The organism is uncultured Parasphingorhabdus sp. (genome assembly GCF_963677535.2).
Classification (GTDB): domain Bacteria; phylum Pseudomonadota; class Alphaproteobacteria; order Sphingomonadales; family Sphingomonadaceae; genus Parasphingorhabdus.
Genome location: NZ_CAXXUT010000003.1, coordinates 938,497 through 958,173, shown reverse-complemented (window position 1 = coordinate 958,173; position 19,677 = coordinate 938,497). Strand labels below are relative to the sequence as shown.

Genomic DNA, 19,677 nt, shown 5'->3' with positions numbered 1-19,677 from the left:
ACGGCGCCGTACCAGCTGGCACAGACAGGGCCGACGAATTCGTTGGAACCGCCAATGCCGCCGCCGCCAGAAGGCAGATACGCCGGATTATTGTTCCTACCCCCATCATGTGTAATATACACGTCTCGCCAGTTTGCAGAAGGGGGTTTTGATGATGGCGCGGTGGACACCATGACCTTTGGCAAGGAATATAAGGCTGTGATCGCCGATGATCACGGCGTCATTCGCGGCGCATTGGCCCGATTGCTGAATGATGCCGGTGCGCTCGAGGGCTATCGCTTTTCGATAACTGAAGAGGTGGCTGACGGCATTCGCGCGATCGGCGCGGTACGCAAACACCAGCCCGATTTGCTCATGCTGGACGTAACCATGCCGCATGCTGGCGGGACAGAGGTTTTGATCGAAGCGCGCCGCTGGGCGCGGGAGTGCAAAATCATCATTTTTACCGGTGTTGAGGCAAGCGGGAAAATCGCGGAGTTGGTTGAGGTCGGTGCGGATGGCGTCTTTTGCAAAAGCGATGACCTGAACGAACTCGGCGCTGCCATTCCGCGCATCATGGAGGGTGGGCGCGTCATTTGTCAGCGCTTCACCAAATTGCTGGAAGATGCCGCTGATCTTGAGCCACTGACCAGCCGCGAGCGGCAAATCCTGAACCTCGTCGTTAGCGGGCAGACCAATCACGAAATCGGCAAAACGCTGGGCATCAGTATCAAGACTGTTGACCGGCACCGTACCAGCGTGATGCGTAAGGCAAATGCTCGTTCTGCTGCTGAGTTGATTGCCTATGCTCTGCGCGAGGGGCTCGTTGACGCTAACGCTAGCTAGACGACAAGCATCTTTGGTGGTCCCTGAGTGTTGCCTATTGCAGATCTTCGACACTGACCCATCCCAAAACCCCATATACATCGCTGACGGGTAGGAATATTCCCTCAAGGCCACCGATCGGTATCAATTGCTGACCGGGGCGAATGGTGCGGACAGTCTCCGCCTGACGCGAGGGCTCTATATAGAGGTTGGACTGGACCGCCACAATAACCGGTGGCGGGCCGGTCGGTTCAACGGGCTCGATAGCGGCCGGATCTGCAATAGCTCCAGCATCAGCAAGATCCGACTTGTCCGAGCGTTTACCGACTCCCATGGCCTGAGCCTGCGTAACCATGTTGTTATAAGCGATGACGAAGCCCTGGATCATTTCCCGACCATCTTCTTTTCTTGTGAAGCGTAGATCCGAAGATGCCTCTTCGACGGCTTGCATCCAAAAGCCCTCCGGCGTGCGCGACATCGCATCATCGTCATCGTCATGAAATTTCAGCTTGGTCTTTTGGACTAGACCGGTTCCCGACGCGACCGCAGCGCCCTCGTCCGTGTCGATCAGCGTGAGACCGGTGATCACCGTGTTCTCCTTGCCTATTCCCACCGCTCCGGCGAGGCCATTCACGACCGCTCCGGCTAGCGGGATCATCCCCGCGATATCTCCAGCCGTTCCCATCCCGCTGCGATAACCGCTGTTTTGAGCCATGGCTGCTGCATTCGCGACACTGGCGCTGTTAAGGTTGGTAGCTGTGGCGACCTCTACTTTGTCGCCTGCAACGATTGTCAGCACGAATTGGGAGGCTTCTCCGCTGCTCGGCTGGTAGGATGTGAAGCACCTTGATTGATTGACCAACGCCTTGACGACTTGCTTCGGGCTGCCGAGCTTCTTGTCCACCCAGCTGCGCGCATCCCCTTCGATGACGGCAACTGTTCCCAAGGGCGTGTCGCACTGGACCAACTCAATCGCGCGATGCTTTGAGCCAGCCCATGCAGGGGCGGCAACCGTAACAGCAAGCGCGGTGACAAGACGAAGTGCCCGCAGCATTACATGCTCCAGCTCTGGTTGTTGCCGCCGGCGCAATCCCAGATTTGGATCCGGCCGCCATTGCGCTTGGATTCTGGTCGATGCGCATCTAGGCAGCGTCCCGTTTCGGCATTCACGAAAGCTTGCCGCTGCTTGCCTGGCAAAGGCTTGATCGTCCAGACCTGTGCTTCGTTGCCATCGCAGCCAAAGGCACGCACCGGCGCCCCGTTGTCAGTCCCGACCGCCTCCAGACACATGCCGCTGGCAGAAAGGATCACGCCATCATCCTCAAGATAAGTGAAACGCTGATTATTGCCGCCGAGGCATTCCCAAACTTGCAGCTTGCCGCCCTGCTGCCCAAGATCTTTTGTATCTAGATCGAGACACATGCCATCTCCGCTGGTGACCGGGGTGGTAAAATCCAGTTCGATTTCCAGCGCCTCAGGTCGGGGCTTGACACCAAAGCCTTCGGGCGTCAGGACCACTTCCTCGCCCCTGACCATCGCTTCGAAAACGCCGGGATAGGACAGTTCGATCGGTTCGAGCGAGAATCTGGGCGCGAGAAGTCCGGTTCCGCCACTGGCGAAAATAGTACCATCAGCGCGTACCGTCCATTCCATGTCCCGCTTGAGTAGCTCGTCATATGCGACGAATTTTTGTCGGCCAGTCTGATGCAGCTTCGATGAAGTTACCATGCCCGGGTCAACCACCCACGCGAAAAAATGCGTCCACTCCTCCATCGCGATCACGATACCGTTCTCAATGATCACCTGTTTGCCGAGTTCACGCAGCCGCCATATACCATCAATAGGAAGTGGTGTGCCTTGACCATATTGTTCATAAGTGGCCAAATCAGCGCGCGCTCGCGAGTCCTGCGCATGCAGTGGCGTGGGGCGCGCGACCAGAGTGAACGCCAATGCCAAGACTGCGACAAGCTTCGTTAGACCGACAAAGCCTTCGACACTTTTCTTAGATGTACCCACCGGCATAGCCTCCCTTATCTTGGCGCAATTATGGAACATCAAAGCGGCTGTGCGAATGAGGTATATGCCCCAATTGACAGCCCAATGTCATGATCGGACAGATCGAATGCAGACTTTCGTTCATCAGGACGGTCAGCCCGGGTTCGGACAGTCTGGAATATATTCTCATCAAGTGCCATTCACTACAGCGTTGCAATCATTGCCAATACTGCAACTGGATCCGGCGCACGCGAATATTCCTGCTCCGACATGGCATGATCAATGCCGTTTTTCCCTAGCCTGCGGTAAGGTTTCCTTATCACGTCTGCGACCTGAGACCCTTTGTCGGTGGTATAACGCTGCCAATATGGCCCATCGTCTCGGAGGACCGATTTCGTGGCGATCAGATGCAAGTTGGGATTATAGGCTGAGCGTTCAGTCGAAACCCTGACTGCTTGCGGGCCCATGATTGAAAAAACGCATATGATGACGCTCAGGAAGAAAAGCGGACAATGGAAATCATTGCCGCAAATCAGGGGAACTGACATTTGTCCGCTCTTTACGCCCTAGCTGGCGAAGTTGACACATATCCGGAACCAAGTTAACGGCACCGCGATGAAATGCACGATGATCATTCACAGACTTTGGTGGCTGGCCTGTTGACAAGGCGGCCTGACGTTTAACTTCATTGGGGCCGCCGTATGGGCGGTCTTGCATTTCTGAAATCTCCCACGCGGCGTCCCTCATCTCAAGAGGAGACTCCATGACCAAACCGATCATATTGACTGGCGACCGCACGACCGGCCCGCTGCACCTCGGCCATTACGCCGGATCGCTTCGCAATCGCCTGCTGTTTCAGGACAGCCACGAGCAATTTCTGCTCCTAGCCGACACGCAGGCCCTGACTGACAATGCCGATACCCCGAACAAGGTGCGGGATAATGTAATCGAGGTCGCGCTCGACTATCTTGCTGTTGGGATCGACCCGGAGAAAACCACCATCTGCCTGCAGTCGCATCTGCCTGCCTTGGCCGAACTTTCGATGCTGTATCTGAATTTCGTCACCGTTGCGCGGCTTGAACGAAACCCGACGATCAAGGACGAAATTCGTGCGCGCGGTTTTGGCCGCAATATTCCGGCGGGATTTCTGTGTTATCCAGCCGCACAAGCCGCCGACATTACAGCCTTCAAGGCAACGGTTGTGCCTGTGGGAGAGGATCAGGCTCCGCTAATCGAGCAAACCAATGAAATAGTGCGCCGCATTAATAGCGCCGCCGGGAAACCAGTGCTGCCTGAAGCTAAAGCTGTGATCCCGCGTTCCGGTCGTTTGCCCGGCGTCGACGGAAAAGCAAAAATGTCGAAATCTGGTGGCAATGCTATCCCGCTATCCGCGCAGCCCAAGGCGATTTCCGCAGCGGTGAAATCGATGTTTACGGATCCGAACCATTTGCGGATCGAAGACCCCGGGCAGGTAGAGGGCAATATCGTCTTCACCTATCTTGATGCCTTTGACGAAGACCGGATTGAAGTGGCCGACTTGAAGGCTCGATATCGTCAAGGGGGGCTTGGTGACAGCACGATCAAACGGCGTCTGGAAGACATTTTGCAATCGCTGATCGAACCGATCCGGACAAGACGTGCCGAACTGGCGCAAGACCCGGCGTATCTGCTCGATGTGATTCGCAAGGGGACTGAAAAGGCCCGGAACCGGACCGAGGCAACCAGACGCGAAGTCATCGAGGGCCTCGGGCTGTTCAAGCTGTGACTTGGTGTCTTCATAACCGCCCGCGAAAGGCACGTCATCGGATCAACGGGAACAGCCGGAACTGCCGGTGTCCGAAGATCCGGCTCGGGTGAGGGAAAGCCGGCTTCGAGCGAATATTTGCCCACGCTTCGTTCTCGTGTTAATCTGAAACTCTTCGGTGTTGGAATATCGCAATGCCATTGAGGTGCCCGTTATCGCCCTGCGGTCAGAGGCCTCCTCCAATTTGCCAGTCTCGACGAAGAAGACCACATTCTTCCCGGAAAATTGAAGCTATGATCGACGCACCTGTGCAGCATATCCGTGTCCATCACAGCAAATTGCAGAGGAAGAAAATATGAAGGCTTTCAGAACAAAACTGGTGCTGTCGCTTGCTTCCGCAACCATAGCCCAGGCCTGTGTTTCATCAGCAGTTCAAATGCCTGTTACGGACATGGCGGAACCGGAAGCTGCGCAGGAATATGCCGCCGATGCCGCACGTCCTTCACCGCAATCCCCCGATGTTCTCTCCCTCGATTCCTTTCAGCCGCGCGCCCTAATGGGCGAATGCGACGTCCGTGCGCTTCCACGCTCTGACGAGACATTGCCGCCAAAACTGCAGGCTGCGATCGCGCAGGCCAGAGCCTATTCCGCCGCACAGAAAGGCGTTAGCCTGCTAATCGTTCGCGACGGCAAAGTGATACACGAAAGCTATGAGGGCGAAGCAGACGAGAGCACATGGACCGATAGCTATTCCATGATGAAATCCGTCACCGGGCTCATGACGGGCATCGCGATAGAAAAAGGATTGATCGGCTCGCTCGATGACCCGAGCGGCAAATATCTGTCGGAATGGGCGGATGATCCGCGCGGACAAATATCCATCCGCCAGCTGTTAACAATGCAAAGCGGACTCAGACTATATCCCTTTGGCGATCCGGCGGGAGAAAGCATGAAACTGATGTTTGCTTCCGACATAAACGGTGTCGCACTGAAAACTCCCTTGCAGGACGAACCGGGTGCCGTGTTCCGTTATAATAACGTCAACAGTCAAATTGTCGGCGCGATTATCGATCGGGCCGCAAAAGCCAAGGGTATGCCCGGTTTCATCGATATGCTGCACGATGATGTCTGGTGCCCGCTGGGCAATGGCGAAGCAGCGCTTTGGCTTGATCGAGAAGGCGGCTCCCCCCATTATTTCGCAGGAGCCTTCGCGCGGGCAGCTGACTGGGCCAGAATCGGCGAACTTTTTCGCAATCGTGGCAAGGCGAATGGGCAACGGATTGTTTCACCTGAATGGGTCGATGCAATGACCAGTCCCAGCGCAAAAAATGCGGCCTATGGTTTGCACATCTGGCTGGGCAAGGCCTGGCAGCGCCAGCGCAGATATAGTCAGGAGAGCCAGGTCAGCGTGTTGCATTCGGCTCGCTATCTTGCCGATGACGTGGTCTTTTTTGACGGCTTCGGCGGCCAGCGTGTCTACGTCATACCATCCAGTAAACTCACCATTGTTCGTACCGGATTTGCCAATTTCAACTATGATGACGCCATGATAGTCAATCTGTTGCTAGCTGCATTATGATTATGCCCGGCCTGTCCCTTGGACCAATCTTGTCCAAATCAGGATGTCCCTCCGCAACCGTCATCTATTTCACGACGGTTGCGGACTGGAAATTCACCCTATCCGGCATCAACTGACATCAGATAATCGCCCTTTGCCGCATTGCCCTCAGCGCTTGAACGAAGGTTTCGGCAAGGGTGCAAAGGGTATCTTACCATCTGCTGGCAAAGGTGCCGGTTTTTGTTCCCGTGCGTACCATTCGAGCGACGACAGGGAAGGTTCTTCCCATATTTCCGGGGCCTCGAGGAATTTGGGATAATGTTTGGCTGCATATTCCAGCGCCTTCTGATCTGCATAATCAATCGTGTTTTCGGATCCGAAGAAACACGAATACATGCAGTGGCCTTCAGATGGCCCCATCAGCATCCATGGCAACCAAGGGGTGGTGCGTGTCCAGGTTCCTCTGGCCGGCAGCCCGGTCAGTTCGGGGTTCTGCATCTCGTCCCAGTTAAACTGGTATAAAAATTGTTCGGTTACCTGATTGAATCCCGATGCCGTTGCTTCGCGCGGCCATTTATCGGGCTGCAGTGCTGCCGGATAGAACAGGTTGATCCTTTCGGCGAGGATCAGATCATTGTCGCGCCTTTCCCAATCTTTAATCAGCGGGATCTTGGGGGGCATGTCGGTGTTGAGCCCGCCATAGCTGGGGGGCATGTAGAGATAATCCGTGATCGTATGATTGAACGGATCATTGGCGATCGGCACAACCCTGACTGTTTCGTTCAGATAGGGATTGGTCCATTCTTCCAGAATTTCGCCGGTTTCGAGATCGGTATAAAATCCGATTTCCCGCAACACTTTCTTGTAGCCCGGGTCCGCGCCCTCGTCATTGGGCAGAAGCCGCGCACAGGAGAAGCCTGTGAAACCAACCAGATCACGGATAGCCTCACCCGGCCGCACCCCATGCACAATACCTTTGAACCAGCCGTATTTGGTAGATTTCATGTCGATATTGGCAAGGAAGCGCGCCTGGGCCTCGCGATTGCCGCGGGGTGTGGTAAGATCCAGATAATCGCCTTTGAGATCGCGTTCGACCCCGTCGGAATTCCTGTCCTTCTTATGCTTTGCCAACGCGCCGCCAGACGGCAACATCATTGCAGCGGCACCGGCTGCGCCGGCAGCACCAGCGGCCAGGAAGTTTCTGCGATCCATAAATCTCTCCGGTAGTTTGGTTTCTTCAGAAGTCGAATGTCAATGTTGCACCAAGCCGACGGCGGTTTCCGAGGGTTGGAACATAATCTGTGAAAAACGGCGTTGCGATGAAAAATGCATTGGCGACATAGACTTTGTCAAACAGGTTCTTGCCCCAAAGGGAGAGTGACCAGTTATCTGCCCGCACACCGATACGCCCATTTACCAGCACTCTGGGTTCAATCTCGGTTACGTTGATCTCCGAGGCATATTGCTTGGACTGCCCAGCGACATCAAGGCGGGTGAAGAAGTCGATATCATCCGATATGGCGGTGTTGTATGACGCGCCGACATTCCACTGGAACTTCGATGTACGCTGCAGATCATTGCCACCGATATCGCCGTCATAGTTGCAGACATCGCTGGGCGCTGTTTCGGTACCGCAGAGCAGAGAACGCGTAATACGGCTGGATATAACGCCTTCATTGTAGCTTGCATCAATATAGGCAAGCCCGGCATTGAGCAGGAGTCCATCAAATGGTTCGAACGTCCCCTCTACTTCGATACCTTTCGACGTCGCCCCCCCCAGTGCCTGGGTGATATTCGCGCTAAAGAAAGAAGCACCGGCCGCTGAAACCTGCAGCTGCAAATTGCTCCAGTCGATATAGAAAGCGGCGAGATTCAAGGTAGCCCGCCCGTTCATGAACGTGTTTTTCAAACCGATTTCATAGGTCCAGTTGGTATCGGGACTATAAAAGCGCTCTTCGTCGGTCAGATCCGTGTTGGTCGAGTTGATACCACCCGATTTAACGCCCCGCGCGACCGACGCGTAGATCAGATTGTCTTCGGTAATTTTATAGTCGATACTGGCGCGCGGCGTGAAATAATTATCCTTGTAGACATAGGGGCTGTTCACGCTGAGATCGGCGAGATCCTTACGTTCGTCCGTATAGCGGCCTTCCAGTTCGATGGTCAGGCGCTCGTCCATCAGGGGGACAGCGATACGTCCGAAAATAGCCCTGACTTCGGTCTCGGTATAAGCGGAAAATGGCGTCGCATCATCAGGAACGGACGTCAATGGCGTCAGGTCGCGGAATGGAACCAGTCCACCGGTGCCCAGTTCAAGATCTTCGCCATTCTGAATGAAGCCACCAATCATCGCGTAAATACCGCTATCACCCTGATATTGCAGTCGAATTTCATGCGAATCATAGTTAAAATCACCCACGGGATTGAAGGTGAACGCGTTGCCGGTCTGCCCCGCGAACACAGTCGGGACCAAAGCATCCCTGTCGCTGCCGCCAGCCGAGAACACATCGCCGTGCGAATGTCCGAACATGTAGTTCAAGCTGATCTGATCGGTCAGTTCCGCCGCCACATTGACGCGAACAATCTTCGATTCGGAATCGAGCCCGAAGGTCCGGGGATCAATGACGAAACCTTCCGTGCCACTCGCTCCAGGTACCGGAGTCGTTGGCAATTCGCCGCAGTAAAGCTGCAGGCCGAAATTGGTAAATTGCCCGCCATTGCTGCAGTTGAAATCACCCGAACCACGCGACAAGCGATATTGCGCGCGCGTTTCGGAATCAGTCTTGAAGTTATAATAGTCGAAATCGATCGTCACCGCATCGACCGGCTTCAGACTAGCCCCGACCTGAACCATCGACTTGTCATAGCCACCAAGATTTCCGGTGGTGCCAGGATCGAGATCCAGATCAGCGTCGGGATGATTATTGGCATAATCACCATCAAATTCGGAATGGCCCAATGCCAGACGCATGGACAGAACGTCATGCACCAGCGGCACGCTGATCTTGCCGGAAATGTCAAATCCGCCATTTTCGGAGACTTCGACTTCACCGCTGGCCGATACTTCGGTCAGACTGCGGTTGGTCGACACATAGTTTATCGCACCGGCAAAAGCATTGGCACCATAAAGCGCGCTTTGCGGCCCCTTCACGACTTCGATACGCTCCAGATTCATCGATCCGACATCGAAAGCATATTGCCGCGGCAGGTAAACACCGTCGAGGAACACCGAGACATTCTGCTCAAGACCGGTGATCGAAAACTGGGTCGCACCACGAATGGTAGGAGATCCGAAGCCGCCGTTGGAGAAATCTTCAAAGACCAGACCCGGTGTCTGCATAGCGATATCTTCCAGTTCGCTTATCGAGCGCCGGTTCAACTCTTCCTTGTTGAAGGCGGTAATCGCGCCTGGAATATCTTGCAGATTTTCTTCAATCTTGCGGGCCGTCACCACGATCACGCCTGATCCAGCGGCATCGGCGGCAGTATCTTCAGACTGCGCAAAAGCAGGTCCGGCTGGAAAAAGGGTCAGCGCGAAAATCGAGCTCGTACCCATTGCTTTCAATATGGTCTTTTTCATAATGTCTTCCCCGATTATACTTAATCACAATGGCCTGAACTTCAGTCACCATCGATCTCACAATTTTTTGTTTGATGAGTCAGGTTAGTGTCATATTCCAGATTCAGGACAGGCATCACGAGATCTATCCGCCATGCGGGCAAATATCTGTCCGCCATGCGGAAAAAGAAGTTTTGCAGCAATCCGGGAAGGGAATATGCCGCATTTGACTGGCCTATTCGCAGACAGGCTTCAAAACACGAAAATCAGTCTTTGTTCAGGCTTTCGCCATCCAGTTCGCCAGCTTGAGAACAAATGGGCCCAGCCTTTAGTGCCGATTGTAAAAAGGCAACCGTAGCCGAGGTCGCTCGGTTTAATAATTGAGCAGATCGCGCGTCTGCCGGTTTTTCACGTCCGATCATCCCGCCGAAATAATGGTCGACTCCCTCTCCCACCCACAGCCAGCGCTTTCCTACCGGTGCACCGATATAACTGGCTTTGTGAACTTCCCAATCGTCGATAAATCCCGGGATTATGTCGCTGGTGCCAGTTACAGTTAGACTGGGCACAGACATCGCTGCCCAGCCATCCGCATCGATCAATCCTGCTGTCGGCCCCGGCGGAGAGAAAGCAACGACGGCGCTTACGGAAGGATCCCTGACCAGGGGCGAAGGGATCGCCGGGATCGCGCCGCTGGCGATTTGTGCCAGCAGAGCCCCATAGCTATGCCCCATTGCAATTTTTTTGCCGGCGTCAATCCTGATGGCCGACCGGGCCAGCAGCATTTTTAGCTCCGAGGGAACGCTTAGCCCCAGAACCAGATCGGTTCCGCGGGTGCTCCACACATCGTCTCGGGATGGCGCTTTTTCATGCTGCCATTCCTCCGAATCCAGGTGCATCGGCGCGAATATAACATAGCCTGCGGCAGCCAGTGGCCTCAGCAGGGCATGATAGCGATCCGGCGCGGCAAATGCGCCATGTGAAAATACGACAAGCGGATATAGGCCCGGTCTGTCAGGACGGATAATCTCGAACGGAATAGTACGGCCATCGGCAGACGAAAGCTCCAGTGCTTCGACTGTGGTCGCCTGCGTGAGCAGAGATTCACAAGTGGTGATTATCGGGCCGGAGTCGATTGCCATATTCTGCGAATGGTCGCAGCCGGCCAGCGCCAGACAGATTCCGGTGAATCCCAGTAAGGGAACGCGGTGCAGCAAAGATGAAACGGTACGGATCTTACTAGACCATTTTGCCGAGGGTTACCACAACGCCACCGGTTACTTCCAGGCGCCAAATGCGTGCCAGGCGGCTGCCCGCCCGTGATCTTCAGTCTCCCCTTCATCGGCCGTTGCCGGAAATATTTCTCGATCGACTACCGCTTTGACATGCGCCTCGAACAGATTTTCCGGGGCAAATCCGGCCTCGGTCATCACTTTGTTCAGATCCAAGCTATGCATAGACGACCAGAATGGTTCATTATTGTTGAACGCGTCCCAGTCCCGGATGAACTGCTCGTATAGAGGCATCGCATCGGTATAGGCCGGTTGCTCGAGATGAAACATCAAGCCACCGTTCGCCAGGACCCGATAGCCTTCGTTTATGATGCGCGGAAGGGCGCTGCCGCTGGTTTCGTGCAGAAACATTGTCGTCTGTACCCAATCGAAATATCCGTCATCCCAACGCGAAAGATCTTCGGCATTGGCCTGGACAAACCGGATATTGTCTGCCCCGAGTGCGCGGGCGCGGGCGTGGCCATAGCGCAGAACCGGCGCAGCAACATCAATCGCGATGATTTCGGTCTCGGGAAAAGCCAGAGCCAAAGGCACAATATTGTGCCCGACCGTGACACCGATGTCCAGAATACGGCGCGGCGCCCAGCCGGGACGCTCCTTCCGGATCCATTCAACCAGTGCCTGACCGCCACCGTCCGACAGGGCACCAATACCACCGGCAGTGGTGGCGAAAATGCCGCAGTCGTAATTGGCGCCGGCGGAAATATCGCCCTCCACTTCTTCACCATGATAACTTCCCGGCATGCAATGGATATCGACCGCCGACTGATAGCGCGGGATGGTGATATTCTCATCCAGCTCAAGATGGCTGCTGTTTGCACTGTTCGGATCATTATATGACGAAGCTGCATCCTTGAGCCGTTCAATCTGTCGCAGCACTAGTGCACGCCCGTTTTGCTGACGCATCTCCATCGAGTTGCGTTTCAATGCGGACCAGAACCGATGCCAGGGGTCGTCATTCATGGCATGGCGAATTTCGAAGCGGTTTTCCGGTTTGCGGCCCATTTCCTGAATAAATTTCGGCAGGACCCGGCTTTCATAGGCGCGCTTGTTTGCCGGACCGAGTGCGGTTGCCATGAAGCGATTGAAATTTGCCAGAAAATTGAACCGGGCAATTTCGTCATGCTGCGGTTTGGGAAAGATTTGATGCTGGGTGACCGCGCTATAAGGTGGAGCAATATCTTCGCGCTTCATACTAAGATTCCTTCTGTACGGCCCAGTCCGGATAGCGGCCCAGCGTCAGCAGCAATAGTCCTCCCAGAGCAAAGAGACCCATAGCGACCATCAGCATCAGATCATAATTTCCGGTAGTGTCACGCGTCAGCCCATAAAGTACCGGCGAAACAGACGAGAACACTCCAAATGGCAGGTACAGAAAACCGTAGATTCTGCCATAAGCCACCATCCCGAAATAGCGGGAAGCCAAGTAAGAGATGACATCGGATTCCGCGCCAGCGGCAAAGCCGAGCAGGAAGGCTGCACCAAAAATCAACGCCTGAGAAGTGTCCGTGCCAATCAGCAGCCAGCAAGCGATCACCGGCATAACCAGTACCGGGAAGGCGACGCCGGGAGCCCAGAATTTGTCAAACAGAAGACCGACGATGATACGCCCGGCAAATATACCGCTGGCGACAATACTCATCACGATCGCAGCTTCACCGGCCGTCAGGCCGTGCATCTGAACCATCTGTACCATGTGGATATGTGCGCCACCATATGCGAGGGCGATCAGCACCACCGATAGGAACAGAATCCAGAAACGATAACCTCTGATGGCTTGTCCCAGGCCTATGCCGGTCAGATTGCCATCCTGGCTTCTGATTTCGGCTGGCCTCTCTTCCGGTTGCGGGTCCCGAAACAGGGCCAGCGCAAGAGGCAGGCCAATCAGCAGGGGAAGCAGGGCCAGAACCGGAAAAACCATGCGCCAGTCGAATGCTTCGAGAACACGATTTGCGATTTGCGGAACAATCAGGCCGGCAATGCTGGTGCCCAATAGCAGGATCCCCAATGCCAGACCCCGGTTTCTATAGAACCACATATTGATGGTCCGGCTCCAGGTGACGGGAGTCGATCCAATGCCCAATATCCCGATCAGCGCCCAGATGGCGTAGAAGCCGAAAATATTGTCGGGCGTGAAATACAAGAGCGAGAACGCAATGCCGAAACCGGTCAACGAGGCTGTCGCTACAGGCTTGACACCATATTTGTCGGCAAGCGCTCCGACAGCCGGGGCCAGAAAGGCTCCGATGATTCCGTAGATCGTGATACCGATGCTGATCTGTACAAATGACCAGCCCATAGCCAGATGGATCGGCCCCAATACGATCGGCAGAACGTTAAACGGAATCGGTGACGCGCCGGTAGCCACGCCGATGACTCCGGAAAACAATGGTTTCCAGCCTCTGGAAAACTCGGAACTGCTCATTCGGCCACAACCGGCTCCAGCGGAACCCCGCTGTCATCGACCAGTCTCACCGCATCGCCCATTGTCTCCTTTTTAAGAATGTTGATCATGGCCTTGCGCCGTTCCGGGTCGGTCACATTTCCGGAGGAGACCACCATCGTCGTTCCTGGCGCGAATTTGTCAGGATCAGCGATCAACCGGTCCATCAAGGCGTCGTCCCATTTCTCGCCTTTCTGGCCATGCGCCGCCATGTTGCTGGTATAGGTGAAATTGGGGACCGAGCCGACCGGTCGTCCAAAAATGCCGTAAAGATTGGGACCGGCAAGATGCTTGCCGCCTTTGTTCATCGTATGGCAAAATCCGCACCATTTGAAATTTTCTGCGCGCACATCCCGCTCAAGAGCTGTTTCGGGTGTGACTGTCACAACGACGACAGGCTCGTCATGAGAGGTCACACCTTTGGCCGCATCAACCCGCACGCCGGTTTCGACCGGACTGACCCGGAACATCGCATATGGCCCGTAGAGGCCGAGGCCGAGGAAGATGAAGGCCAGTGCCGGGGCAATCAAGCCCGGACCGGAAAATCCAGCGCCACGGTCATCCGATGTAGCGGGCCATCGCCGCGAGAGCTTTGCCAGTCCCCAGATAAGCAGCAGGATAATAATGTAGATGGCGACCGCTCGCGGCCCGGGATCCGGACTGGAGAAAGTCACGGCCGCATAGACCGATACCGCCGTACCTCCCAGCGTGAAATAGCCGAACCCTTTCGGAAACCCGGCCAATATCCCGACACCGTAACGAAAGATGAAGTAAAGCGCGGTGAGAAGCGTTACGAGATGTAGCACCAACATGGAAAAACCGATGCCTGAATGGAAATAGCCGGTGAACAACCAAAGGGCACGACTTTCCCCGACAAGAGACGGGATCGCAGGCAATGGACCAAAATGGATATGATGACCTTCGGCCCAGGCACTCAATATGCCCAATAGCGGGTTCAGCATCAGGGAGGCGACGCTCACCAGTGCCAATGCCATCGCCCAGCGATTGGCCATTGGCGATAGGGCGGGATGAACGACCTTTTTGCGCCCGATCCACCATTTGATAAAAAGCAGGATGCTCAGCAATCCCAAGATCATGCCAATGGAATAATGCCATCCGCGCAGGGTTTCGCGAAAAATCGATACCTTGTCGGTCCGCGGCATGACAGTGGTGGTCACCGTCAGCAGAATATAGGCAAAGGCCCATACAGGCCCCAGATACTCACTTTCCTCGATCCAGGTTCTGAATTTCGCAGATTTTGATTCTGACATTAGACATACTCTCGATCACGCCGTGAAAAGGCAGGTAGGATCTGACAGTCTGATCGGCCCTGCCGCATCCACTCATTGGCTTGGATGTCACCCTCGAAGCAAATCGCCAGCGCAGCCAGCTTGGTAAGCGTATCTATCCGCATGGTGGATAATCGATATCGGGTGAGCAAATATGAACCGAGCCTTGTATAGACTTATCGGGTAGAATTGTCGCCTTGGGTGTTGCAACTTCAAAAAAGCAGAACGAAATGAATCAAAACATCTTTCAGCAGGCCCCTCATGACCTTTTGCCGGTGGGCAACCATGATGACCGAATGCGGCAGGAGTTCAGCAAAAGCTTTCGTCAATATATCCAGAATGGGTTGCTGCCGGGCCTGACACCGGTTTTCGAAGGACGGGTAACGCGCACATTCCAGAAGGAGCACGGCCGGCCTCCGGCCGACCGGCACGACATTCGCAAAGCAATGGTCACCGATCCTTATTTTCAGACTTATGCCTCGTCGACTCGGATTGCTCAGGAACTGCTCTGGTCTTCCGTCATCGATCCGCTGGAACGTGATCTCGGTCCATTAACGGAAAAAGCCGAAACGCTGTCGGCCCAGTCCCCCTCGATGTTGAAAACCAGCGAGGATTTCGACGTACCCCGTTATGTCAGTGCAATCGATATCCATTGCATGCCAGGCGGCTATGCAAGCAGCCGCTCGGACAAGGATATATTTGCGGGCGCGCTCTATGATCGCGGTGTCTATCTATACGCAATGGGCTACATGGGTCCCGACAACGACGATATGGGTCGCTCGGTTTGCAACTATATCAAGCGTAATCTGCCGGAATTTGCGCCCGAAACCATATTGGACATGGGTTGCACCATTGGCCATTCGACACTGCCCTTCAAGGAAGAGTTTCCGGATGCCGAAGTCACCGGAATTGACGTGGCCGGTCCTTGCATTCGCTATGCTCACGCCCGAGCGGCGGCCAAGGAACTGAATGTCGGCTTTCTGCAAGAAAATGCGGAAGAGACCAGCTTTGCCGACCAAAGCTTTGACCTGATTGTCAGCCATATCCTGCTGCATGAAACGAGTGGCAAGGCTATGCCGCGAATTTTCGATGAATGCTATCGGCTGCTAAAGCCCGGCGGCTATATGATCCACGCCGATCTGCCACCGTTCGGTAAAATGGGTCCATTCATGCAGTTCATTCTCGACAATGAAACCTATTATAACAACGAACCCTTCTGGGGCGCGATGCGCGAAATCGACCAGATCAAATTGGCCAGCGATGCAGGATTTGCTCCCGGCACAATCCGTTTCGATACTGCACCAATGGCCGTCATGGAACTGTCCGAGGCTGAACAAGCCGCGCTAACCGACCGCAAATTTGTCGCGGGTGAATATGCTCCAGGCGGTGGCTGGGAAGTCCTGATTGCTCAGAAAGGCAAAACAGAATGAATATGGCGACGGAACAGACAGCGCCCGAGACTCAGACCCCGCGTCACGCAAAAGGCAAGAGACCGGATTTCTATGCCACTGAGGGAATGGACGAGGCCATGTCGATGATCATGGTTCTGGCCAGCGAATTCTGCACCATGCGCGACCGGATGGACACAATCGAAAAGATCGTCTCGGATAATGGTATTGATCTGGAATCAGAAATTGATCGCTATACCCCTACCCCGGAATCGTTAAACCAGCGGGAAGAGCGCCGCCAGTCGTTCTTCGACCGTCTGTTTTACGTCACCCAGAAAAAAGCGCTCGAACAAGCAACAGATGATAGCGGTGAACGCTATCAGGATGTGCTGCGCGACACGGCAAAAGGATAGCCATGGTGAACTTGGCGCGCGCAGTCTGCAAACGAACATTGCTGGCTCTTGCTATATTTGCCGTTACTTCGTGCGCGCAACTGCCGCAAAAACCGGCGGGTCAGACCTGGCGTGATCGGCCATCCGGTTCGGATGAAATCTTTCATCAGCGATATCAGGCCATGATGGCAAGCGGGGGCCGAGCAGATTATGACATTCTGGCACCCGTCAACGGAGCCAAGCTAATTCGGACGCCACAGAGCAATCCGCGACAGCAGCAGATCTCGCCCGAGGCAATGGAATCGGCCAGACAATATGCCGCAGCAACAAATAGCAGCGCCTTGATTGTCTGGCGCAATGGCGCGATGCTCTCCGAACATTATTTTGGCGGGATCGCGAGCGACGATTTGCTCCCGTCGAAATCACTGTCCAAACCGCTGACCGCCATCGCAATCGGTCGTGCCATTCAACTGGGGAAAATCCGCTCGCTCGATCAGCCGGTCAGCCATTTTGTCCAGGAATGGAAAAACACCGACAAAGCCGACATGACCATCCGACACATGCTGGCGATGGAAACCGGCCTGCTGGAACAATCTTTCGCGATGGAGGCAGATAACCACTGGAACCGAGCCTATCTCGACCCCTATCACGAACGCTATATCATTGACGAATATCCGCTGACATCGGAACCCGGTAGCAAATATAGCTACAGCAACGCCGCAGGCGATCTCGTTGCCATTGTCATCGAACGCGCCACTGGTCAGCGCTACGATCGCTTTGTCGGCGAAGAAATCCTCCAACCTATCGGCGCGGCCGGCGGAAATATCTGGTTCAACCGGAATGACGGAACGCCACATTCGGGATGCTGCATGAACCTGCCGGCGCGCAGTTGGTTGCAGCTTGCCATCTTGCTGGCAAATGACGGAACCGTGGATGGCCGGGCGATTCTACCACCAGGGTTTGTGAGTGAAATGCGGCGGCCGGGGGCCCACAATATCCATTATGGGCTGGGTGTCTGGCTGGGCACACCATATGCCGAAAGGAGAGGCTTTATGGGACCGGACTCTCCAGCCGCCAAAATATGGCACAGCCGGCCTTATCTCGCCGATGACTTGTTTCTTTTCGATGGCAATGGAAACCAGACGGTTTACATCATTCCATCCCAGAATATGGTCATTCTCCGAATGGGGAATTCTCCCGACAAGCCGATTGAATGGGACAATAGCTTGCTTCCGAACCTGTTGCTCAGCGGTTTGAAAAACTGAATCCGCCACTCGGCTCCATCGGCAGGCCCAGCCAGTTTAACCGAACTGCGGATAGATCATACAGCGGTGGATCGCAGATACACAATAATCTGCCAATGCTGTCGGGTGAACAACAGCCCATCATCATCCGCCGAGAGCCGCGATTCTTGCCCAACGACCGAGCGTCTGGTGGACAAGATCATGGCATTCCGCGATGTCGCGCTATCAGCAGATACGCTCGAGAAAGCGCGCATCTTTCTGGCAGACACATTGGCCGTCGGCGTCGCCGGACGCTGTGAAGCGGTTAGCGACAAAGTCTTTTCGGCAGCGCAAGGCTGGTCTGCAAACGGCGAGGGCGACGTCAGAATATTGGGTCGTCCCGATGTCCGCCTGTCCCCACATGCAGCAGCCGTGGTCAACGGTACGCAAATCCACTGTCTCGAATGGGATGCGCTTCACGAGCCGTCAGTTGTAATCGCTCTGTGCACGACCACCGCAGCGCTGATCAGCGAAACCGAGACCAGCGATATTTCGCTCGACGAGACCCTGCGAGCGCTTGTCCTCGGGGTCGAGACCGCGGTATTTTTTGGTGCCGGATCGCAGACTCACCCTCGCTTCTTCCGTCCATCCACTGCAGGCCTGATGGGCGCATCAGTTGCCCTGGCCTATCTGCGGAAATTTACGCGAACGCAAATGTTCGATCTTCTCGGACTGGCCTATAGTCAGGTATCGGGAACCATGCAGGCGCACTGGGAAGGCTCCGAGGTTTTACCGTTACAGATTGGTATTGCCGCCCGCGCGGCTCTCACGGCCGCCGATCTGGCTGCTGCAGGAATTTGCGCACCGCATGACATTATCGACGGGAAATTCGGCTATTTTTCTCTAATCGAGACCGCCAGCAATCTGGATGCGCAATTCGCGCAATGGGCTGCTCCGTGGAAAATTGAGGAAGTGGCGCACAAGCCCTTTCCTGCCGGACGGGCTACCCAAGCAACATTGACCGCACTTATTGATCTTGCGGCGCAAAACAGCTTCGGCATGGATGATATCTCCAGTATCAAGGTTCATGTCCCGCCGCTCATCATGCTGCTGGTCGGGCGAGAATATAACCCCAATATGAGCGCCGCCTATGCACGGCTGTGCATGCAATTCATTGCTCCCATGATGATCCGGGATGGCAGGATTGACCCGCGGCTGTTCACATCGGACCATATGGCTTCCGCTCAGGCTGAAGCAGATGCCGCGAAAGTCCGTTGCACGCTCGACGGAAATCCGGACCCCAATGCCCTTTCTCCCCAGACTATCGAGATCGCGCTGAACGATGGGCAGGTCATAACGCAATTTGTCGACATTCCTTACGGCTCGCCCGGTCGACCGATGGATCGTGCCGACCAGATTGCCAAAGCGGACTTTTGCTTTGAGACAGCCGGCTACCGGGGCAATGCCCATGCTCTTTTCGAAGCAATATTTGCAGTTTCAGAAAACATATCGATGCGCGATGTGCTGGACTGTGTCACCAACTAGAAAGATCCCTCCATGGCCCTGACGCGCGAACAGCTCTATCAAACCTGTATTACCAATTTCTTCGAAATGCTGAACGCCCATGATCTGGATGGGGTTATGGAAGGCATGGCCGACGATTGCGAAATGCGGATTCCCAGCAGCAATTTTACCTATACTGGTAAAGCTGCGCTCCGCGATCATCTCGCCGATTTTATCCAAAGCTTTCCGGTCATCCATTTCCGCGACTTCATCACCGCGGTCGATGTCGATAACCAGCGCGTCGCCGCCCGGTTCAATATCTCCCTGCGGGACGATGATGGCGAGGAAACGCATATGTCGAACTGCAATTTTTTCGAAATCAACGACCAGGGCAAGGTTTTTGACATTCTGATTTTTGCATCCGCGCCGCTTTCGAAGGGTTTTCATGTCGGAAGCAGCACCTAATATTTGATCACCAAGGGAATTA

At 54.8% G+C, this 19,677-nt stretch carries 17 protein-coding genes; 8 read left to right on the top strand and 9 right to left on the bottom strand.

All coding sequences use genetic code 11. The annotated features are described in order from the left end of the window. Nucleotides 1–54: 54 nt before the first annotated feature. Nucleotides 55–825, top strand: a complete 771-nt coding sequence (locus tag ACHZCJ_RS11515; RefSeq protein ID WP_321326551.1) for a response regulator transcription factor — start codon at nt 55–57, stop codon at nt 823–825. Nucleotides 826–859: 34 nt separating this feature from the next. On the opposite strand, the gene ACHZCJ_RS11510 is transcribed toward ACHZCJ_RS11515, so the two are convergent. The 3 genes from ACHZCJ_RS11510 to ACHZCJ_RS11500 all read right to left on the bottom strand — a co-directional run bounded on the left by ACHZCJ_RS11510 (nt 860) and on the right by ACHZCJ_RS11500 (nt 3,347). Next, a complete protein-coding gene (locus tag ACHZCJ_RS11510; RefSeq protein WP_321326549.1) occupies nt 860–1,858 on the bottom strand; it encodes an SH3 domain-containing protein in 999 nt (332 codons plus the stop codon). Continuing rightward, entirely contained in the window at nt 1,858–2,826 is a 969-nt protein-coding gene (locus ACHZCJ_RS11505) for an RICIN domain-containing protein (RefSeq protein ID WP_394700107.1), read from the bottom strand. Before ACHZCJ_RS11505 ends, ACHZCJ_RS11510 begins: the two co-directional genes overlap by 1 nt. A 176-nt stretch (nt 2,827–3,002) precedes the next feature. Beyond that, entirely contained in the window at nt 3,003–3,347 is a 345-nt protein-coding gene (locus tag ACHZCJ_RS11500) for a hypothetical protein (RefSeq protein ID WP_321326547.1), read from the bottom strand. Between the two features lie 215 nt (nt 3,348–3,562). On the opposite strand from ACHZCJ_RS11500, the gene trpS reads away from it, so the two are divergent. Both trpS and ACHZCJ_RS11490 read left to right on the top strand, forming a co-directional pair. Further along, a complete protein-coding gene (trpS, locus tag ACHZCJ_RS11495) occupies nt 3,563–4,564 on the top strand; it encodes a tryptophan--tRNA ligase (protein WP_321326546.1) in 1,002 nt (333 codons plus the stop codon). 334 nt (nt 4,565–4,898) lie between these two features. Continuing rightward, nucleotides 4,899–6,122, top strand: a complete 1,224-nt coding sequence (locus ACHZCJ_RS11490) for a serine hydrolase (RefSeq protein WP_321326544.1) — start codon at nt 4,899–4,901, stop codon at nt 6,120–6,122. A 147-nt stretch (nt 6,123–6,269) separates the two neighbouring features. On the opposite strand, the gene ACHZCJ_RS11485 is transcribed toward ACHZCJ_RS11490, so the two are convergent. The 6 genes from ACHZCJ_RS11485 to ACHZCJ_RS11460 form a co-directional block, all read right to left on the bottom strand. Then, complete coding sequence (locus ACHZCJ_RS11485) at nt 6,270–7,313, bottom strand: DUF1838 family protein (RefSeq protein ID WP_321326543.1); 1,044 nt, start codon at nt 7,311–7,313, stop codon at nt 6,270–6,272. Nucleotides 7,314–7,338: 25 nt separating this feature from the next. Beyond that, entirely contained in the window at nt 7,339–9,681 is a 2,343-nt protein-coding gene (locus tag ACHZCJ_RS11480) for a TonB-dependent receptor domain-containing protein (RefSeq protein ID WP_321326542.1), read from the bottom strand. Between the two features lie 245 nt (nt 9,682–9,926). Continuing rightward, nucleotides 9,927–10,802 (bottom strand): hypothetical protein, encoded by an 876-nt coding sequence (locus ACHZCJ_RS11475; protein WP_321327784.1) that lies wholly within the window; start codon nt 10,800–10,802, stop codon nt 9,927–9,929. A 135-nt stretch (nt 10,803–10,937) separates the two neighbouring features. Then, nucleotides 10,938–12,146: a class I SAM-dependent methyltransferase gene (locus tag ACHZCJ_RS11470; protein WP_321326541.1), complete on the bottom strand. Its 1,209-nt coding sequence runs from the start codon at nt 12,144–12,146 to the stop codon at nt 10,938–10,940. Nucleotide 12,147: 1 nt separating this feature from the next. Next, nucleotides 12,148–13,377, bottom strand: a complete 1,230-nt coding sequence (locus ACHZCJ_RS11465) for an MFS transporter (protein ID WP_321326539.1) — start codon at nt 13,375–13,377, stop codon at nt 12,148–12,150. After that, the gene (locus ACHZCJ_RS11460) at nt 13,374–14,666 is read right to left on the bottom strand and encodes a hypothetical protein (protein ID WP_321326537.1); all 1,293 of its coding nucleotides are present in this window, start codon (nt 14,664–14,666) and stop codon (nt 13,374–13,376) included. Before ACHZCJ_RS11460 ends, ACHZCJ_RS11465 begins: the two co-directional genes overlap by 4 nt. A gap of 248 nt (nt 14,667–14,914) precedes the next feature. On the opposite strand from ACHZCJ_RS11460, the gene ACHZCJ_RS11455 reads away from it, so the two are divergent. The 5 genes from ACHZCJ_RS11455 to ACHZCJ_RS11435 all read left to right on the top strand — a co-directional run bounded on the left by ACHZCJ_RS11455 (nt 14,915) and on the right by ACHZCJ_RS11435 (nt 19,655). Then, entirely contained in the window at nt 14,915–16,114 is a 1,200-nt protein-coding gene (locus tag ACHZCJ_RS11455) for a class I SAM-dependent methyltransferase (RefSeq protein ID WP_321326535.1), read from the top strand. Further along, nucleotides 16,111–16,485, top strand: coding sequence for a hypothetical protein (locus ACHZCJ_RS11450; RefSeq protein WP_159646893.1), 375 nt, complete (start codon nt 16,111–16,113; stop codon nt 16,483–16,485). Before ACHZCJ_RS11455 ends, ACHZCJ_RS11450 begins: the two co-directional genes overlap by 4 nt. 161 nt (nt 16,486–16,646) lie before the next feature. Then, a complete protein-coding gene (locus ACHZCJ_RS11445) occupies nt 16,647–17,729 on the top strand; it encodes a serine hydrolase domain-containing protein (RefSeq protein ID WP_394700106.1) in 1,083 nt (360 codons plus the stop codon). Between the two features lie 66 nt (nt 17,730–17,795). Further along, entirely contained in the window at nt 17,796–19,232 is a 1,437-nt protein-coding gene (locus tag ACHZCJ_RS11440) for an MmgE/PrpD family protein (RefSeq protein WP_321326531.1), read from the top strand. 12 nt (nt 19,233–19,244) lie between these two features. After that, nucleotides 19,245–19,655 carry a nuclear transport factor 2 family protein gene (locus ACHZCJ_RS11435; protein ID WP_159646887.1) on the top strand — a complete coding sequence of 137 codons (411 nt, stop codon included), beginning with the start codon at nt 19,245–19,247 and terminating at the stop codon, nt 19,653–19,655. The last annotated feature ends 22 nt before the right edge of the window (nt 19,656–19,677 follow it).